Raw genomic sequence first — 15,621 nt, forward strand, 5'->3', positions numbered from 1 at the left:
ATGATAAAGAGTCTTTATCAATCGGATTTGGACGGATCGCTAGGCCGCGCCGTTGCCCACACCGTGGGTCGCCTCGTAATCGGCGGCCACGTCGGCCGCCAGTTGGGCCACGACGGACGCCATGTGGTTGTCGTGGTTGGCCGGATAGGCGGCGCTGAAGCTCAGCGCCGGCAGCGGGTGCTGGACATCGACCAGCCGCAGCAGCCCCTCGCCGAGTTCCCGCTGGACGATGGCGATGGGGATCACGCTGACTCCGACGGCGTCGACCGCCATCCGCACCACGCTGGCGAGCGAGCTGTTGCCGAACATCCGCACCGACAGCCCGACGGAGGAGAACATCTCGCGGATCACGCCGTAGGGCTGCGTGGTGCGGGAGAAGGTGATGATCGGCCATGCCGCCAGATCCTCCAGCGATGCCGGCTCCCCCGGCAGGCGCAGCGTCGGGCTGGCGACCCAGGCCAGCGGGTAGTTGCCGACCGGCACCGACTTGAACCGGATGTCGGTGTAGGAGGACAGCATCACCGCCACGTCGATGTCGTGGCGGGCGAGCGCGTCGCGCAGGTTGGGGGAGGTTTCGACCTCCACCTCCAGCGACACGGCGGGGTACAGGTCGTTCAACCGCTCGATCAGCCGGCTGAGCCACGTGTGGACCACCGTTTCGGCGACGCCGAGCCGGATGACGCCGTGGATGGCGCTGCGGTCGGCGACCGCGTGCAGCAGCTCGTCGCGCAACGCCAGCATCCGCTCCGCGTAGGTCAGCAGCACCATGGCCTGCGGCGTCGGCGCGACCCGGCGGCCCACCCGCTCGAACAGCGGCACCCCCAACTCCTCCTGGAGTTGGGCGATGCGGGCGGAGATGGCCGGCTGGGTGGTGTTCAGCCGCTCCGCCGCCCGGCGGAAGCCGCCCAGCCGCATCGTCCAGATGAAGGTCTCCAGCGACTTCAGGTCCAGCATGCGGCTCCTGTCCGGCGCGGCGTCACGCGCGGCACTCCGGCGGCCTTCCCCCGTGCCGTCGATGTGCCGCCGATGTGCGGAGGGATCGTTTGCCCACTCCCTTTTCGCCCACGCTATCCGAATTTCCGGCCCGTAGGAACGGCGGATCGGTGGGTCGGGCGATTGTCGGGGCTGCGCGTTGACACGTCGCAATGACGGGGGCGCCGCGCCGGAATAGACTGTCGGTGATTCAACGTCGCGTTGGACACGACGATGACGAAGCCAGACGAGGCCGAACCGCGGCCGACCACGCCGGACCCGGCGCCCGAATCGAAAGATGGCGCCCGGGCGGACCAGACCCTTTCGAACCCGGCCGCGCCGGGCCTGCCCGTGCCGGTGGCGGAACGGCCGCTGGTGCCGCGCCCGCCCGTTCCCGCCGTGCCCCGGCCGTCGCTGTGGCGCCGGCTGCGGGTGCCGCTGGTGGTGGTTCTGCTGGCTGCGGCGTTGGGAGCGGCGGCGCTGTGGTGGGCGGGGCGGGCGCCGCTGGTGGGGGTCACCGGCGTGGAGCGCGGGCCGGCCATCGAGGCGGTGTACGCGACCGGCACGGTCGAATCCCTCAACACCGTGCGCGTCGGCCCGCCGGTCGGCGGCCGCGTCGCCACGGTGCTTGTGGACGACGGCGATCGGGTGACGGCGGGGCAGCGCATGGCGACGCTCGACCCCCGGCAGCTGGAGCAGCGCCTGCAGAACGCCGAGGTGCGGCTGCGGCTGGCGCGGACCGAGGCCACGCGGGTGGAGACGCTGCTGGCGCGCGGGGTCACCACGGTGGAGGCGCGCGACAAGGCCGTGGCCGAGCGGCAGCAGGCGGAGGCGGACGTGGCGCTGGCCCGGCGCATGCTCGACGACCTCATCGTCAACGCGCCCATCGACGGGGTGGTGCTGCGCCGGCAGGTGGAGGCGGGGGAGAGCGTGGCCGCCAACGCCGTGCTGTTCACCGTGGCCGACCCGACCCGTCTGCGCGTCGTCGCCGACGTCGACGAGCGGGACATACCCAGGGTCCACATCGGCTCCCGCATCGCGGCGCGGGCGGAGGCCTTTCCCGGAGACGTGTTCCAGGCCGCGGTGACCAACATCCGGGCGGAGAGCGACAGCCAGACGCGCACCTACCGCATCGAGGCGACGCTTCCGCCGGGCAGCCCGCTCTACATCGGCATGACGCTGGACGTGAACGTCATCGTGGCGGAGCGGCGGGACGCGCTGCTGGTGCCCGCCGGCGCCGTGCAGCGCGAACCGCCGCGCGGCGGGCGTCCGGGGCAGGCCCATGTCTGGACGGTCGGCCCGGACGGGCGCGTGAAGCGTGTTCCCGTAACGTTGGGCGCCGAGGGACCCGCCCGCGTGGAGGTGACGGAGGGGATCGGCCCCGACGACCGGCTGCTGGAGGCCCCGCCCGCCAGCCTCGCCGAGGGCGACCGCGTGCGGGTGCGGCCATGAACCCGCCCACAACTTGGCGTCTCGGGTGGTCGATGGTGCCGCTGCCGGTGTCGATCGCCATTGCCCATCTGCGCGCCCGGCGCCGGCAGAGCGCGGTGTCGATCCTGGGGGTGGCGCTGGGGGTCGGCTTCTTCATCGCCATTTCCGGCATGATGCACGGATTCCAGCAGTATTTCCTGGTGCAGATCGTCGAATCCACGCCGCATGTCCTGATCACCGACGAGTACCGCGCGCCACCCGCCCAGCCGCTGGAGGTGCTGGAGCCCCACGCGGCGCTCGACCTGCGCCGCGTGGTGGCGCGCGATCCGGTGCGCGGCATCGCCAACGCCCAGGCCATCCTCGACGCGCTCGAGGCCATGCCGGGGCTGGAGGCGGCGCCGGCGTTGCGTGGGCAGGGGCTGCTGCGGCGCGCCGGCCGCGACTATGGCGTCACCGTCCTGGGCATCCGGCCGGAGCGGGAGGCGCGGGCGACCCAGCTGGCGGGGGAGATGGTGGCCGGGCGGCTCGACGCGCTGGACGCGGCACCCGACGGGGTGATCCTGGGGTCCGGTCTCGCCGCGAAGATGGCCATCGGCATGGGCGATTCCGTGCTGCTGGCCAGCCCCACGGGCGGCACGGCGCGGCTGCGCGTCGTCGGGCTGTTCAAGACGGGCATCGAGACGCTGGACACCGGCCAGATCTACGTCCAGCTCGCCAAGCAGCAGGCGGTGCAGGGGCGCCCGCGGGTCATCAACGAGATCCGCATCCGGCTGGCCGAGGTCGCCCGCTCCATCCCCGTGGCCGACGCGCTGGAGCGCCGCTTCGGCTACAAGGCCGCCCCCTGGGAGGAGACGAACAGCCGCGTCCTGTCCGTCTTCCGGCTGCAGAACGTCATCATCTACATGACCACGGGCGCCATCCTGGTGGTGGCGGGCTTCGGCATCTTCAACATCATCTCCACGGTGGTGCTGGAGAAGGCGCGCGACATCGCCATCCTGCGCTCCGTCGGCATGCCGCCGGCCACGGTGACGCGCATCTTCATCGTGGAAGGGCTGGTGGTCGGGCTGGTCGGCATGCTGGTCGGCTGGGTCGTCGCGGTGGGCATCGCGGAGGCGCTGCGGATGATCCCCGCGCCCGGCAGCACCGATCCCACCCAGACCCTGCGGGTCGACACCTCCCCGCTCAGCTTCGCGATCGCCGGGGGCATCGCGCTGGCGACCTCCGTCCTCGCCGCGTGGCTGCCGGCCAGCCGGGCGGCGCGCATCGACCCGCTGACCATCATCCGGGGGGCCGTGTGATGACCGGCGCGGTGGTGCAGGAGGAGGGCGGGCTGCGGGCGGTGGACCTCGTCCGCGTGCTGCCGGGTCCGGTGCCGACCGTGCTGGTGGACGGTGTCAGCCTGACCATCCGGCCAGGATCGCTGGCCGCGATCACCGGGCCGTCCGGGTCGGGCAAGTCGTCGCTGCTCTACCTGCTCGGGCTGCTCGACCGGCCGACCTCGGGGGATGTGCTGGTGGACGGCGCGCCAACGGCGGGGCTGGACTCGGCGACGCGCGACCGGCTGCGGCTGGAGCGGTTCGGCTTCGTCTTCCAGTTCCATTTCCTGCTGCCGGAGTTTTCCGTCCTGGACAATGTGCTGGTGCCGATGCGGGAACTGGGGGCGCTGTCCGGCACCGCCATGCGAAGCCGCGCGCTGGAGATCCTGGACAGCCTGGACATGGCGGAGCAGGCGGACAAGCTGCCGGCGCAGCTGTCGGGTGGACAGCGCCAGCGCACCGCCGTCGCACGGGCGCTCGCCAACGACCCGCCCTTCATCCTGGCCGATGAGCCGACCGGGGCGCTGGACACCCGCAACGCCGCCGCGGTGTTCGAGATCCTGCACGGGCTGGCGCGCGCCGGCCGCACCGTCGCCGTGGTCACGCACGACGCCGGCCTCGCGGCCACCGCGCCGCAGCGCTTTCACCTCGTGGACGGGCGGCTGGTGGCGATTCCGACGGCGGCGTGAACGGTCCGGCGGGTGGTGAAGGCGTCGGCGATGCGCTGGCCATCGCTGTCCCGGACGATCGCGAACCAGTGGGTCAGCCGCGCGCTCTCCGGACGCTCGCCGCACAGGCGGACCGTCAGCGTGTCGCCGGGGTTGATGTTGCCGTAGTAGAACAGCTCGCGTTCCGCCGTGACCAGAGGCGCGCTGCGCTCGCGCAACAGCGCCCATTCCGCCCGGTCGACGAAGGACTGGAACGAGGCGAAATAGAGGAACCCGGCGCCGTTGAAATCGCCGTGCGGGCAGGGGAGCAGCGCCACTTCGCCCAGCGTGCGGCCGGCGCCTTGGTCGAAGCCGCGGTGCCGTTCCCAGGTCCCGCGGCGGAAGCGCAGGGTCAGGCCGGCCAGGGGCTCGCCGGGGTCCGCGTCCTCCATCCCGACCGGCGCGCGGGCGGGCAGGGCGCGCAGGACGCTGCGGTTGTCGCCGGGGGCGGCGCGGCGCAGGAAGATGGACACCATCGCGACTGTGGCGACGGTCTGGCCCGCCACGCTGATTCGCTGGACGCTCTGATACTGGGTGCGCGACACCCGCCCGATGTCGCCGTCGAACAGCAGCGGGTCATGCTCCTCCACGCGGTCGAGCCGCGCGTCGCGGACCGAGACGCCGGTGAAGGTGGCGTAGAGCTTGCCGCCGTCGCGGTCGCGGAACTCCGGCGTGGACAGGCCGAAGGAGTCCGCCAGCATCAGCCAGTGGCGGTGGCCGCATTCCTTCAGCAGCCAGTTTTCCGAAAGCCCGTTGCGCGACAGCTGCGGCATCCCGGCGACGACGCGGTGGGGCGGAAGGCCGGCGGTGATGGGCTGGGGCGCGATGACGCTCATGAGAAGGCAACGACTGTAACCGTCGGGGCAGGCAGGGCCGCGAAACGCGCGGCCTTGGCTTCGATCTCCCCGATCTGGCGGGCAGCGCGGGAGCAGGGGAAGCCGTAGCGTTCCGCGACGCGGTCGCTGGCGATGGTCAGCGCCTCGCGGCTGATCCGCGTGAACTCCTCCAGCGGATAGACGGCGCCCTCGCGCAAGTGGTCCCTGATCACCAGGGAGGGGGAATAGCAGTCGGTCAGGCTGTCGTCCGGCCAGCGGACGCGGAAGATCATCTCAGGCATGGGCGGTGTCCCTCCAGTGCTCGAAAAGGTCGGCGTAAACCTCGGCGTGGCGGCGGGCGCAACGGTCCCAGCCGAAGCCGGCGGCGCGGCGCAGCCCGGCCTGCCGCAATGGCCCGGCCCGTTCCGGACGCGCGGCGTCGATCATCGCCGCGGCGATGCCGGCGGGATCCAGCGGATCGACCCACAGCGCGTCACCGGACGCCAGATGCTCGGTGAAGGGCGGGATGCTCGACACGATGGCCGGGGTGCCGCTCGCCATCGCCTCCAGCACCACCAGCCCGAACCCTTCGACCAGCGAGGGGAAGACCAGCGCGGTGGCGAGCCGGAACAGGGCGGGCATGTCCGCGTCGGGGAGGGGGCCGGTGCGGATCACGGGCCTTCCGGGACCCGCGTCCACCCCATGCTCGGCGAGCAGCGCGTCGAAGGCGCGGGCCTCCGCCGAATGGTCGAGCAGGGTGGCGCCCCCGGCCACCACCAGCTGCGCGTCGGGCAACGCGCGGCGCGCGAACAGGAAGGCCCGCAGCAGCCGGGCGCTGTTCTTGCGCGCCTCCACACCGCCCACCGACAGGAAAATGGGCCCGGCGCCGAGCCCCAGCCTTTGCCGCAGGGCCTCATCCGCAAGACCGGCGTGCGGCGTGAAGCGGTCGAGATCCACGCCGTTGCCGACCAGCGCCGCGCGGATGCCGTGCTCCAGCGCCAGACGGTCGCGCCACATCCGGCTGACGCACAGCACACGGTCGGCGCTGCGGATCGCCCGCCACTGCCGGGCCTCGACGGCCGGGTCGTCGAACCGGTCGATGTGATGGACGGTGTAGACGTAGCCGGGAATGCGCCCCTGGTCGCGCAAAGTCGCCAGCGCGTTGCCGCTGATGCCGTCCTGGGCGTGGTGGACGTCGAAGGCGGCGGCCTTGGAGCGGTCGAAATGGTCGAGATAGTCGGCGATGCGCGCCTCGACCAGCGCCGCCAGCCCGTCGCCGGCCACTGGCCGGGCCGGGACCGCGACGTTGGTGCAGCGGGTGGCGCGGAAGAAGCCGCGTCCCGTGGCGTCGGGCGCGTGGACCGTCACGCGGTGGCCGAGCGCCGTCAGGGCCTCCGCCAACTCCAGCGTGTGCACCACGCCGCCGCGCGGGTTGGTGGAATGGGCGAACAGCCCGACGGAGGGTTTCCGGCTGAGATCATCCCTGGGCATCACGCCTCCTTCGGGCCGCAGCCGATCAGCGGGCTGTCGGCGAAATTCCAGAGCGGCATCCGTTCATCCCCGTCGGTCAGGGCGACCTGCGTCCCGGCCTCCACCGTGCCGATCGCGGCGCAGGCGAGGCCGCGGGCGGCGAAGCGGGCGGCGACCGCCTCCGTGTGCTCCGGCGGAACGCTCAGCAGGAAGCCGAAGCTGGGGAAGGACAGAAGCCAGCGGTCCAGCAATACGCCCGGCGGGCGCGGGACCGCTGTCACGTCGATGGTGCCTCCGGTGCCGGAGCATTCCAGCAGCATCAGCGCGGTGCCGATGGCGCCGGCCATGCTGATGTCCTTGGCGGCGCGGCACAGCCCATCCTCGGCAAGGCCGGGCAGCAGGGCGAGGTCGCCACGCAGCCGTTCCGGCGGGGCGCTGGTGGCGGCGTCGAAGAAGGGGTTCGGCTCGTGGTAGCGGCCGCGCAGGTCCACCGCCATCATCAGCCGGTCGCCGGGCCGCGCGTCGAAGCTGGTCAGCAGCGGGCCGGCGCGCCCGATGATCGATACCGCCAGCTGCGGCCGGTCGCAGCGGGTGTTGGAATGGCCGCCGACGATGGGCACGCCGTAGGCTTCCGCCGCCGCGCGCAAGCCCTCCAGGATGGGCTTCGCCTCCGCGGCTCCGTCGCTCCACAGGGCGTCGACCACGGCGACCGGCCGGCCGCCCATGGCGGCGATGTCGCTGATGTTGACCATCACCCCGCACCAGCCGGCGAACCACGGCTCCGCGGCGACGAAGCCGTTCACGAAGCCCTCGATGGCGAACAGCAGGTGGCCGTCGCCGTCCGGGATGGCCGCGCAGTCGTCGCCGACGGGGACCGCGGTGTCGGGCTGCCCGGCCAGGGCCAGAGCCGACACCACCGGGGCGATATCGCGCTTGTGGGCAAAGCCGGGGCTCGCCCGCAGCGTTTCGACCAGTTGCAACAGGCTCATGCCGCCCTCCGCGGCAGCGCCATGAAGCCCAGGGAGCCGTCGTGGATCGGCGGGTAGTGCGCAAGATCGGCCTGCATGTGGTGGTGCGGCATGCCGTGCAGCAGCACCTCCTCCACCGTCTTCCAGCGCATGCGGCGGAACAGCAGGGCGTTCTGGCTCTGCACATGCGCCGAGAAACGCAGGCATCCCATTGCCGTGGCGGTGCAGACGGCCATGCGGATCAGGGCCGGCCCCAGCGTTCCCGCCCGCCGGTGCTCCTCCGCCACCGCCAGCCGCGAGCCGATCCAGAAGCCCGGCTGCGGCTGGTGGATGCGCACCGTCCCCACCACCGCGTCCGGCATTCCGCAAAGGTCCGACAGCGCGACGATGGTGGTCGCGACATCGTCGATTGCGTCGCGGTCGCTGCCCTGGAACAGCCCCTGCTCCGTGCAGAAGACTAGACGGCGCAGGGCGGCGGCGCCGGCCTGTTCCCAGGCCTCGGTCGCGTGCTTGATGCGGTAGGCGCTTGTGACGAACGGAAACGGGGGGCTCTCGACCATGGAACACTCCCTGGGGGTGGGCGCAAATTTTCCCCTCTCCCAGCCCCGCTGGGAGAGGGAGGGACCCGCCGAAGGCGGGAGGGTGAGGGCTTGGTTTCTCGGGATGACCTTGCCCTCACCCTCCCACGCCACAGGCGTGGGCCCCTCCCTCTCCCGCCGGAGGCGGGCGAGGGTAGTTAGGCGGCGGCGGACTTGCGGGCGTGCAGGCGTTCGCTCATCACCCCGGCCAGGAACTGCGCGTCGTCCGCAACGCCGAGGAAGCGGCCCGACCCCCAGGTGTTCAGCCAGGGCAGCCCGATGAAATACAGCCCCTCCACCGGGGAGACGCCGCGCGTGAACTTCGGGGCGCCGCGCCCGTCAAAGGCCGGCAGGTCGATCCAGGCATAGTTGGGGCGGAAGCCGATCGCCCAGACGATGGCGCCGATGCCCGCCGCCTTGGCGTCGATTTCCGTCGGCGTGTCCCGCGGTGTCCAGACCGGGACGAAAGGCGGTTCCTCCGGCGCGTCGATGCCCTGGGCGGCGATGTATTTGTCGATGTCGCGGCGGATGGAGACGTAGACCTCGTCGGCGTCGTCCAGGTTCTTCGCCAAGTCGTCGGCGAAGCGGATGGTGGCACCATCCATGCCGGCGATGCTGCCGTACAGCTTGACGCCCTGGAGCGCGAAGCGGCGCAGGTCGATCTCATGCCCGCCGGCACGGCCGGACATGTAGTGGTTGGTCTTCTCCTTGGCCTTTTCGCCCTGCGGGTGGCGGTCGATGGTCAGCTCGTAATAGCCCATCTCCATCAGCCACTCCGTGGCGTCCTTGCCGCGGTACTGGCGCGGCGAGCGGGGCGCCGGGCCGACGCACAGATGGACTTGGCGCCCGGCGAGGTACAGATCCTCCATGATCTGAACGCCGGACTGGCCGGAGCCGACGACCAGCACCTCCCCCGGCGGCAGCTGGTCCGGGTTGCGGTAGTCGACGGAGTGGATCTGCGCCACGTCCTTGGTCAGGGCGTGGGCGTAGGGCGGGACGATCGGCACGTCGTAGCCGCCGGTGGCGACCACCACATGGTCGGCGGTCAGCCGGCCCTCGCTGGTCTCCACCTCGAAGCCGCCGCGCGGCCCCTTGCCGACGCGCGTCACCGACACGCCTTCGCGGATCGGCGGGTCGACCATGCGGGCGAAGCCCTCCAGATAGGCGACGATCTCGTCCTTCAGCATGAAACCCTTGGGATCAGTGCCCTGGTACGGGTAGTCGGGCAGGCGGCACTGCCAGTTCGGCGTCACGAGGCAGAAGGTGTCCCAGCGGTCGTTGCGCCAGGAATGGCCGACGCGGTTCTTCTCCAGCACCAGATGGTCGATGCCGAGCTTCTTCAGGTGATGGCTGACCGACAGGCCGGCCTGGCCGCCGCCGACGATGACGACCGGAACGTGGGTGGTGTGGGACGGGGCATTCATTGGGGGACTCCGGGGAATGCGGGGGTGGAGGAGGGGAGGGTCACTCCTCGAAGCTGGACAGGGCGGAGCAGGCGCCGCATTTGCCGCAGCCGGCCTTGCTGTCGGACGCGCGCATGCCGGCCCGCTTCAGCATGCCGCCGATGGCGGACAGCAGGTCGTGCATGAAGGCCGGGCTGGGGGCGGGGTGGTCCTCCAGCGGCGTGCCGGAGACGGGCACGAAGGGCACGACGAAGGGGTAGACGCCCAGGACGATCAGCCGCTCCGCCATCTCCAGGATCGCCTCCCGGCTGTCGCCCAGGCCGGCGAGGATGTAGGTGGACACCTGTCCGCGGCCGAAGACGGGGACGGCCGCCTCGAAGGCGCTGAAGTAGCGCTCCAGCGGCACGCTGGCCTTGCCGGGCATGACGCGGGCGCGCACCTCCGGCGTCACCGCCTCCAGATGCATGCCCAGCGTGTCGATGCCGGCCTCATACAGGCGGGTGAACCAGGCGTCGCTGTCCGGCGGCTCGCACTGGCCCTGGATCGGCAGGTCCACGGCCGCCTTCACCGCCTTGGCGCTCTCGCACAGGATGGCGGCACCACGGTCGGGGGTGGACGGGGTGCCGGTGGTCATCACCATGTGCCGCACGCCGTCCAGCAGCACCGCAGCGCGCGCCACCTCGGCCAGCTGCTCCGGCGTCTTGCGGGCGATGGTGCGGCCGGCCGCCAGCGATTGGCCGATGGAGCAGAACTGGCAGGTCTTGGTCCGGCTCTGGTAGCGGATGCAGGTCTGCAGGACGGTGGTCGCCAGCACGTCGGCCCCGTGCAGCACCGCGATCTTGGAATAGGGAACCCCGTCCATGGTCTGCAACGCGTAAAAGCGCGGCACCCGCGGGAAACTGACTCGGCCCAGCGCCACCCCATCGCGGCGCACGATGCTGGCGCCCTCGGCATCCGGCGCGTCGGCCATGTAGGGGGAGGCGAAGGCCCCGGCCGTGTGGACCGGCACCATGACGGTACGCCCGTCCACGGTGACGGCCTTATGGTCGCTGGGCCCGGCACCGCCGCGGCGGCTCGGCGCGCCGACGCGCGGGTCGGCCAGCCGGATGCCGAAGGACTGAAGCTCCGTGATCAGCCGGCTAGCGGGCAAGGAGGAGGGCATCGTCATGCTCGGCGTCGTCCTTCTGCGGGAGGGGGGCGGTCGGCAGGGTCGCGGCCATGGGGGCCGCCGGCCGGTTGTCCAGGCGCAGGGACAGAAGCTCCGGCCGCGCGTAGTGGCCGACGGAGTCCATCATCCGCTTGCGCTTGGTGATCAGGGCCATGTCCAGGTCGGCGACCAGGATGCCCTCGCCGGAGGTCAGCGGCGGGACGACGTGGTTGCCTTCCGGCGAGATGATCGCGGTCATGCAACCGCCGCGCAGCGCCTTCTGCAAGCCGGCGTCGGGCGTGATGCCGGCGATCTGCTCATCCGTCAGCCAGCCCGTGGAGTTCACCACGAAGCAGCCCGACTCCAGCGCGTGGTGGCGGATCGACACCTCGATCTGGTCGGCGAAGATTTGTCCGACCATGGATCCGGGGAACTGCGCGACGTGGATCTCCTCGTGCTGGGCCATCAGGGCGTAGCGGGCGAGCGGGTTGTAATGCTCCCAGCAGGCCAGCGCGCCGACGCGGCCGACAGCGGTGTCCACGACGGCCAGCCCGCTGCCGTCGCCCTGGCCCCAGATCATGCGCTCGTGATAGGTCGGGGTGATCTTGCGGCGCTTCAGGACCAGCCGTCCGTCGGCGTCGAAGACCAGTTGCGTGTTGTAGAGCGACCCGTGGTCGCGTTCGTTGACGCCCAGCACGACGACCACGCCGTGGGCGCGGGCCGCCGCGGCCACCGCGTCGGTGACCGGGCCGGGCACCACCACCGCCCGCTCGTAGAGCTTCAGGTGGTCGGCCCCGGCCAGGACGGGCGGACGCACGAAGGAGAAGTAGGGGTAGTAGGGGACGACGGTTTCCGGGAAGACGACCAGCGTCGCCCCCCGTTCCGCCGCGTCCGCGATCGCCCGGCACACCCGGTCGACCGTCCCGTCGGCGCTGTCCAGGTCGGGGGCGATCTGGACCGCCGCGACCCTGACCGTTCGTTTCTCCGTCATGATCCGCCCTCCGATCCGGCCTTACAGGGTCCAGGTGTTCAGGATGAAGGCGTTCGCCTTGCGGTGCAGGAGGACGATGTCCAGCACGTCGAGCGGGCTGATCGGGCGGATGCCGGGGATCAGCGCGCCCTCGCCGTGGCCGTACAGCGCCTGGAGCGCGAAGCGGCAGGCGTAGACCTTGCCGCCTTCCTCCATGAACTTGACGATCTGCTTGTTCATCGCCTGGTGGCCGGGGAAGGCCTCGTCGCCCAGCGTCGGGAAGCCGCGCTGCACGCCCAGCGTCACGCCCGGCCCGTAGAGTAGGACCGACGTCTCGAACCCCTTGCGCAGAAGCCGCGTGGCCTGGAGCAGGTTGACGAGGCCGATGGAGCCTTCGAACGCCACGGTGTGGAAGGTGACGAGCGCCTTTTCGCCCGGCTCCGCCTTCACGTCCTCGAACACCTTCTCTTCGTAATCGACCAGGACATCGCCCTTCTGGTTCTGCGGCTTGGTGACGGCAGGCATGTCTCGCTCTCCTATGGGATCGTGAATGCCGCATCCTTCGCAAAGCGCGTGCCAGTCACTTCTCTGGACAGGTGAATGGCGCAATACCGTCATTTTGCAGTCAATATGCGATCAATCACCACATTCAGTGTGCGGTCATGACAATCCTAAGCGCCCATTGAACGGGCGTGTGGTGGCAAGTTTTTCATCATTCTGGGCGAATGATTATGTCTTGTGCAGCAATTCGGCCCCGTTGCCGGTTGCCGGCAAAAGCGTTGGAACGGCTGAACGCGGCCCTTTACGCGCCTTGCGGACGGGGCGGAGACTCTGCCGAAAGTGGCGGGATTCCGCGGTGCCGTTACGGTTTCACGCCGCCGCTGCGGTCATTCTTGCCAGGGAAGGCAGGGACGCATAGGATGCGCCTCCAGGGACGGGAAGCGACTGCTGAAGGAAGAGGCGCTGCCCATTTCGGATCCATGCGTCGGGCGCCCATTGAATGCAGTCTTTGAAGGCCAATATCCAGTCAATGCACCAGTCCCCGCACCCCTGGCATTCCCCGATCCACAGCAGCGACAAGCCGCTCTATCTCGCCATCGCCGACGCGATCGCGGACGACCTGCGCGGTGGCCGGCTCGTGCCCGGCGACCGCCTGCCGGCCCAGCGCGCGCTGGCCGAGGCGCTGTCGCTGGACTTCACAACGGTGGCGCGCGGCTACCAGGAGGCGCAGCGGCGCGGCCTGATCGAATCCCGCATCGGCGCCGGGACCTTTGTGCGCGATGCCGCACCGGCGCCCGCCGCTGCACCACGCCCGGAACCGTCGGTCCGCAACGCCCCGGCGCGCAGGCGGGCCGATTTCTCGATGAACCTTCCCCCGGAGATCGAGGATCCGGTGCTGGTCGCCCGCATGCAGGACGGTCTGGCGGAGGTCGGGCGGGACCTGATCGACCTGCTGCGCTACCAGGAGTTCGGCGGCTTGCCGGAGGACCGGCAGGCGGGCGCCGACTGGCTGGCGCGGCGCGGCCTGCCCGTGCCGGTGGACCGGCTGCTGGTCTGCGCCGGCACCCACAGCGCGCTTCAGGGCGTGCTGGCGTCGCTCGCCAAGGCCGGCGACGTGATCTGCGCGGAGGCGCTGACCTACCCGGGCCTGCGCGGGCTTGCGGCGCAGCAGGGACTGGAGGTCGTCGGGCTGGCCATGGACGAGGACGGCATCCTTCCGGACGCCTTCGAGGAGGCGTGCCGGACGCGCAGGCCGAAGGCACTCTACTGCAACCCGACCCTGCAAAACCCAACCACCATCACGGTGCCGCTGGAACGCCGCCGCGCCCTGCTGGAGGTCGCGCGGCGCCACGGCGTCGCGGTGATCGAGGACGACGCCTACGGCGCGCTGCCGGTCGACGGGCCGCCGCCGCTTGCGGCGCTGGCGCCGGAGCTGGTCTTCTACATCGGCGGGCTGGCGAAGGCGCTGGGGGCCGGCCTGCGCGTCGCCTATCTGGTGGTGCCGGAGGCGCGGCGCGTCTGGCAGTTGTCGGCCTATCTGCGGGCGACGACGGTCATGGCCTCGCCGCTGACCCTGGCGCTGGCGACGCGCTGGATCGTCGATGGCACCGCCGACGCCATCCTGGACGCCGTCCGCGCGGAATCGGCGGCGCGCCAGGGTTTCGCGCGCAGCATCCTGCCCCACGCCGGCCAGCGGTCGAAGCCGGAGGCCTTCCATTTCTGGCTCCGCCTGCCGCCGGACTGGAGCCGGTCGAGCTTCGCCGCGACCTTGCGCGGTGCCAACCTCGGCATCGTCGTCAGCGACGCCTTCGCGGTCAACAACCCGCCGCCGGAGGCGGTGCGCCTGTGCCTGGGCGGCTGCGACGCCGTGGAGACGCGGCACGCGCTGGAGATGATCGCCCACACCCTGTCCCAGCCGCCGGCCTTCGCCGCCGCGTTCCTTTGAGGGGCGGCGATCAGGGAAGAATACGCTTCCGTTTCAGGCTATCGATCGCGGAGATCGACGAGGCGGCTCCCACGCGGTCGGCCTGCTGGCGCACCTCGTTCGCCAGCGGGTGCAGGGACGCCGACGGCGCGTCCGCCACGAGGCTGTAGCCGATGCCGCGGTCGGCCCAGGCGTAGCCGGCAAGCGGCCCCTCCCGGTGCGGGGACATCGGCGTGTCGCCTTCCACCTCCATCGGGCGCACCAGGACGGCGACGCGCGTGCCGCGGTCGTCGTCGTAGAGGAACAGGGCCGCGGCGCCGTGCGGCGTCGCCACCAGCCGGCCGCCCATGAAGCGATAGCCCGACCGCGACAGGTCCGGAACGGCGACGGGGTGCTTCAGTCGCTGCGAGATCCATGTCACCAGCTCCTCGCGGTCGCCGGCGCGGAGTTCGACCGGACGGATGTGGTCCGCGGCGTAGACCTGGTAATTGGCCGCCGCTTCCTCCTTCAGCGCGGCGATGCCGCTCGCGGCCGGTGCGGTCCCGCGAGCGAACCAGCCACCGATGCCCCCCAGCCCGACCATCAGGACCGCCGCGGCGGCCGACCGCCAGGTGGGAACCCACCGGCTGCGCCAGCGGGACTGCCGCGCCTCGATGATGCGGGCGAGGCTCAGCTCCGGCGGGACCGGCTCCTCGGCGACGGGCGCCAGCGCGGACCGCAGGGCGCGGCGTTGCGCGGCCATGGCGGCGACGCGCCGTTCGACCTCGGGGTGGGCGTCCAGATAGGCCAGCACCTCGCCCCGCCGTGTGGGGTCCAGGGCCTCGTCGATGTAGGCGTGCAGATCGTCTTCGGTGATCGGACGGCCGGTCATTTCACCCTCCGCAGCCAGGGGCGGGGCCCGGTGGCTGGCGCCTTCTCCTCCATGGCCGCCTCTGTCGCCCGCAGCAGTTTCTCGCGCGCCCGCGACAGGCGCGACATCACGGTGCCGATGGGAATGTTCAGCACGCGCGCCGCCTCGGCGTAGCTCAAATCCTCCACCGACACCAGCAGGAGGACGCTGCGCTGCTCCTCCGGCAGGGTGTCGAGCGCGCGCATCAGGTCCTTGTGCATCACGCCATGCTCCTGCGTCGGCGGGGCGGCGGTCGCCGCCTCGTCGGCGTCCTCCAGCGCGACGTGCCAGCCACGCCGGGAGCGGCTGAGCCGCGTCATGGCGAGGTTGTGCAGGATGGAGAACACCCAGGTGCGCGCGTCGCCGTCGGCCCGCCGCTGGTGCCAGCGGGCGACGACGCGCTCCAGGCAGTCCTGCACCAGATCGTCGGCCCCGGCCCGGTCGCGCAGCAGCACGCGCGCGTAGCGGCGCAGTGCCGGGATCAGGGGCTCGACGAGGAGCATCATGTCCTTCATGCCTAACGGCCTCCG

General features: G+C 71.4%; 16 protein-coding genes. 4 read left to right on the forward strand and 12 right to left on the reverse strand.

From position 1 onward, the window contains the following. Positions 1-39: 39 nt before the first annotated feature. On the reverse strand, positions 40-954 hold the full coding sequence (locus tag J2851_RS17360) for a LysR family transcriptional regulator (RefSeq protein ID WP_209767644.1): 915 nt from the start codon (positions 952-954) through the stop codon (positions 40-42). Between the two features lie 252 nt (positions 955-1,206). Here J2851_RS17360 and J2851_RS17365 point away from each other — a divergent pair, with 252 nt between their 5' ends. From J2851_RS17365 to J2851_RS17375, 3 genes are read left to right on the forward strand one after another with little or no spacing between them, the layout of a single operon-like run. After that, positions 1,207-2,424 (forward strand): efflux RND transporter periplasmic adaptor subunit, encoded by a 1,218-nt coding sequence (locus tag J2851_RS17365; RefSeq protein ID WP_209767645.1) that lies wholly within the window; start codon positions 1,207-1,209, stop codon positions 2,422-2,424. Beyond that, entirely contained in the window at positions 2,421-3,701 is a 1,281-nt protein-coding gene (locus J2851_RS17370; RefSeq protein WP_209767646.1) for an ABC transporter permease, read from the forward strand. Before J2851_RS17365 ends, J2851_RS17370 begins: the two co-directional genes overlap by 4 nt. Further along, positions 3,701-4,408, forward strand: a complete 708-nt coding sequence (locus J2851_RS17375) for an ABC transporter ATP-binding protein (RefSeq protein ID WP_209767647.1) — start codon at positions 3,701-3,703, stop codon at positions 4,406-4,408. The genes J2851_RS17370 and J2851_RS17375 overlap by 1 nt, the downstream gene beginning before the upstream one ends. Here the strand turns inward: J2851_RS17375 and J2851_RS17380 are convergent. The 9 genes from J2851_RS17380 to J2851_RS17420 form a co-directional block, all read right to left on the reverse strand. After that, a complete protein-coding gene (locus J2851_RS17380) occupies positions 4,363-5,262 on the reverse strand; it encodes a Pnap_2097 family protein (protein WP_209767648.1) in 900 nt (299 codons plus the stop codon). The two genes, J2851_RS17375 and J2851_RS17380, sit on opposite strands and share 46 nt — an antisense overlap. After that, a complete protein-coding gene (locus tag J2851_RS17385; RefSeq protein WP_209767649.1) occupies positions 5,259-5,543 on the reverse strand; it encodes an MSMEG_0570 family nitrogen starvation response protein in 285 nt (94 codons plus the stop codon). The genes J2851_RS17380 and J2851_RS17385 overlap by 4 nt, the downstream gene beginning before the upstream one ends. Next, a complete protein-coding gene (locus J2851_RS17390) occupies positions 5,536-6,732 on the reverse strand; it encodes an MSMEG_0565 family glycosyltransferase (protein ID WP_209767650.1) in 1,197 nt (398 codons plus the stop codon). Before J2851_RS17390 ends, J2851_RS17385 begins: the two co-directional genes overlap by 8 nt. After that, a complete protein-coding gene (locus J2851_RS17395; protein WP_209767651.1) occupies positions 6,732-7,700 on the reverse strand; it encodes a sll0787 family AIR synthase-like protein in 969 nt (322 codons plus the stop codon). The genes J2851_RS17390 and J2851_RS17395 overlap by 1 nt, the downstream gene beginning before the upstream one ends. Beyond that, positions 7,697-8,239 (reverse strand): MSMEG_0567/Sll0786 family nitrogen starvation N-acetyltransferase, encoded by a 543-nt coding sequence (locus J2851_RS17400; RefSeq protein ID WP_209767652.1) that lies wholly within the window; start codon positions 8,237-8,239, stop codon positions 7,697-7,699. The genes J2851_RS17395 and J2851_RS17400 overlap by 4 nt, the downstream gene beginning before the upstream one ends. Before the next feature lie 176 nt (positions 8,240-8,415). After that, on the reverse strand, positions 8,416-9,681 hold the full coding sequence (locus J2851_RS17405; RefSeq protein ID WP_209767653.1) for an MSMEG_0569 family flavin-dependent oxidoreductase: 1,266 nt from the start codon (positions 9,679-9,681) through the stop codon (positions 8,416-8,418). 40 nt (positions 9,682-9,721) lie between these two features. Then, positions 9,722-10,828, reverse strand: a complete 1,107-nt coding sequence (locus tag J2851_RS17410; RefSeq protein ID WP_209767654.1) for an MSMEG_0568 family radical SAM protein — start codon at positions 10,826-10,828, stop codon at positions 9,722-9,724. Then, entirely contained in the window at positions 10,800-11,798 is a 999-nt protein-coding gene (locus tag J2851_RS17415) for a Nit6803 family nitrilase (protein WP_209767655.1), read from the reverse strand. Before J2851_RS17415 ends, J2851_RS17410 begins: the two co-directional genes overlap by 29 nt. Positions 11,799-11,819: 21 nt before the next feature. Continuing rightward, complete coding sequence (locus J2851_RS17420) at positions 11,820-12,302, reverse strand: MSMEG_0572/Sll0783 family nitrogen starvation response protein (protein WP_209767656.1); 483 nt, start codon at positions 12,300-12,302, stop codon at positions 11,820-11,822. A 505-nt stretch (positions 12,303-12,807) separates the two neighbouring features. On the opposite strand from J2851_RS17420, the gene J2851_RS17425 reads away from it, so the two are divergent. Beyond that, on the forward strand, positions 12,808-14,223 hold the full coding sequence (locus J2851_RS17425) for an aminotransferase-like domain-containing protein (protein WP_209767657.1): 1,416 nt from the start codon (positions 12,808-12,810) through the stop codon (positions 14,221-14,223). A gap of 10 nt (positions 14,224-14,233) precedes the next feature. Here the strand turns inward: J2851_RS17425 and J2851_RS17430 are convergent, their stop codons facing one another. Then, positions 14,234-15,073 (reverse strand): anti-sigma factor family protein, encoded by an 840-nt coding sequence (locus J2851_RS17430; RefSeq protein WP_209767658.1) that lies wholly within the window; start codon positions 15,071-15,073, stop codon positions 14,234-14,236. Continuing rightward, the gene (locus tag J2851_RS17435; protein ID WP_209767659.1) at positions 15,070-15,606 is read right to left on the reverse strand and encodes a sigma-70 family RNA polymerase sigma factor; all 537 of its coding nucleotides are present in this window, start codon (positions 15,604-15,606) and stop codon (positions 15,070-15,072) included. Before J2851_RS17435 ends, J2851_RS17430 begins: the two co-directional genes overlap by 4 nt. Between the last annotated feature and the right edge of the window lie 15 nt (positions 15,607-15,621).

Source organism: Azospirillum rugosum (assembly GCF_017876155.1).
GTDB classification, from domain to species: Bacteria; Pseudomonadota; Alphaproteobacteria; order Azospirillales; family Azospirillaceae; genus Azospirillum; species Azospirillum rugosum.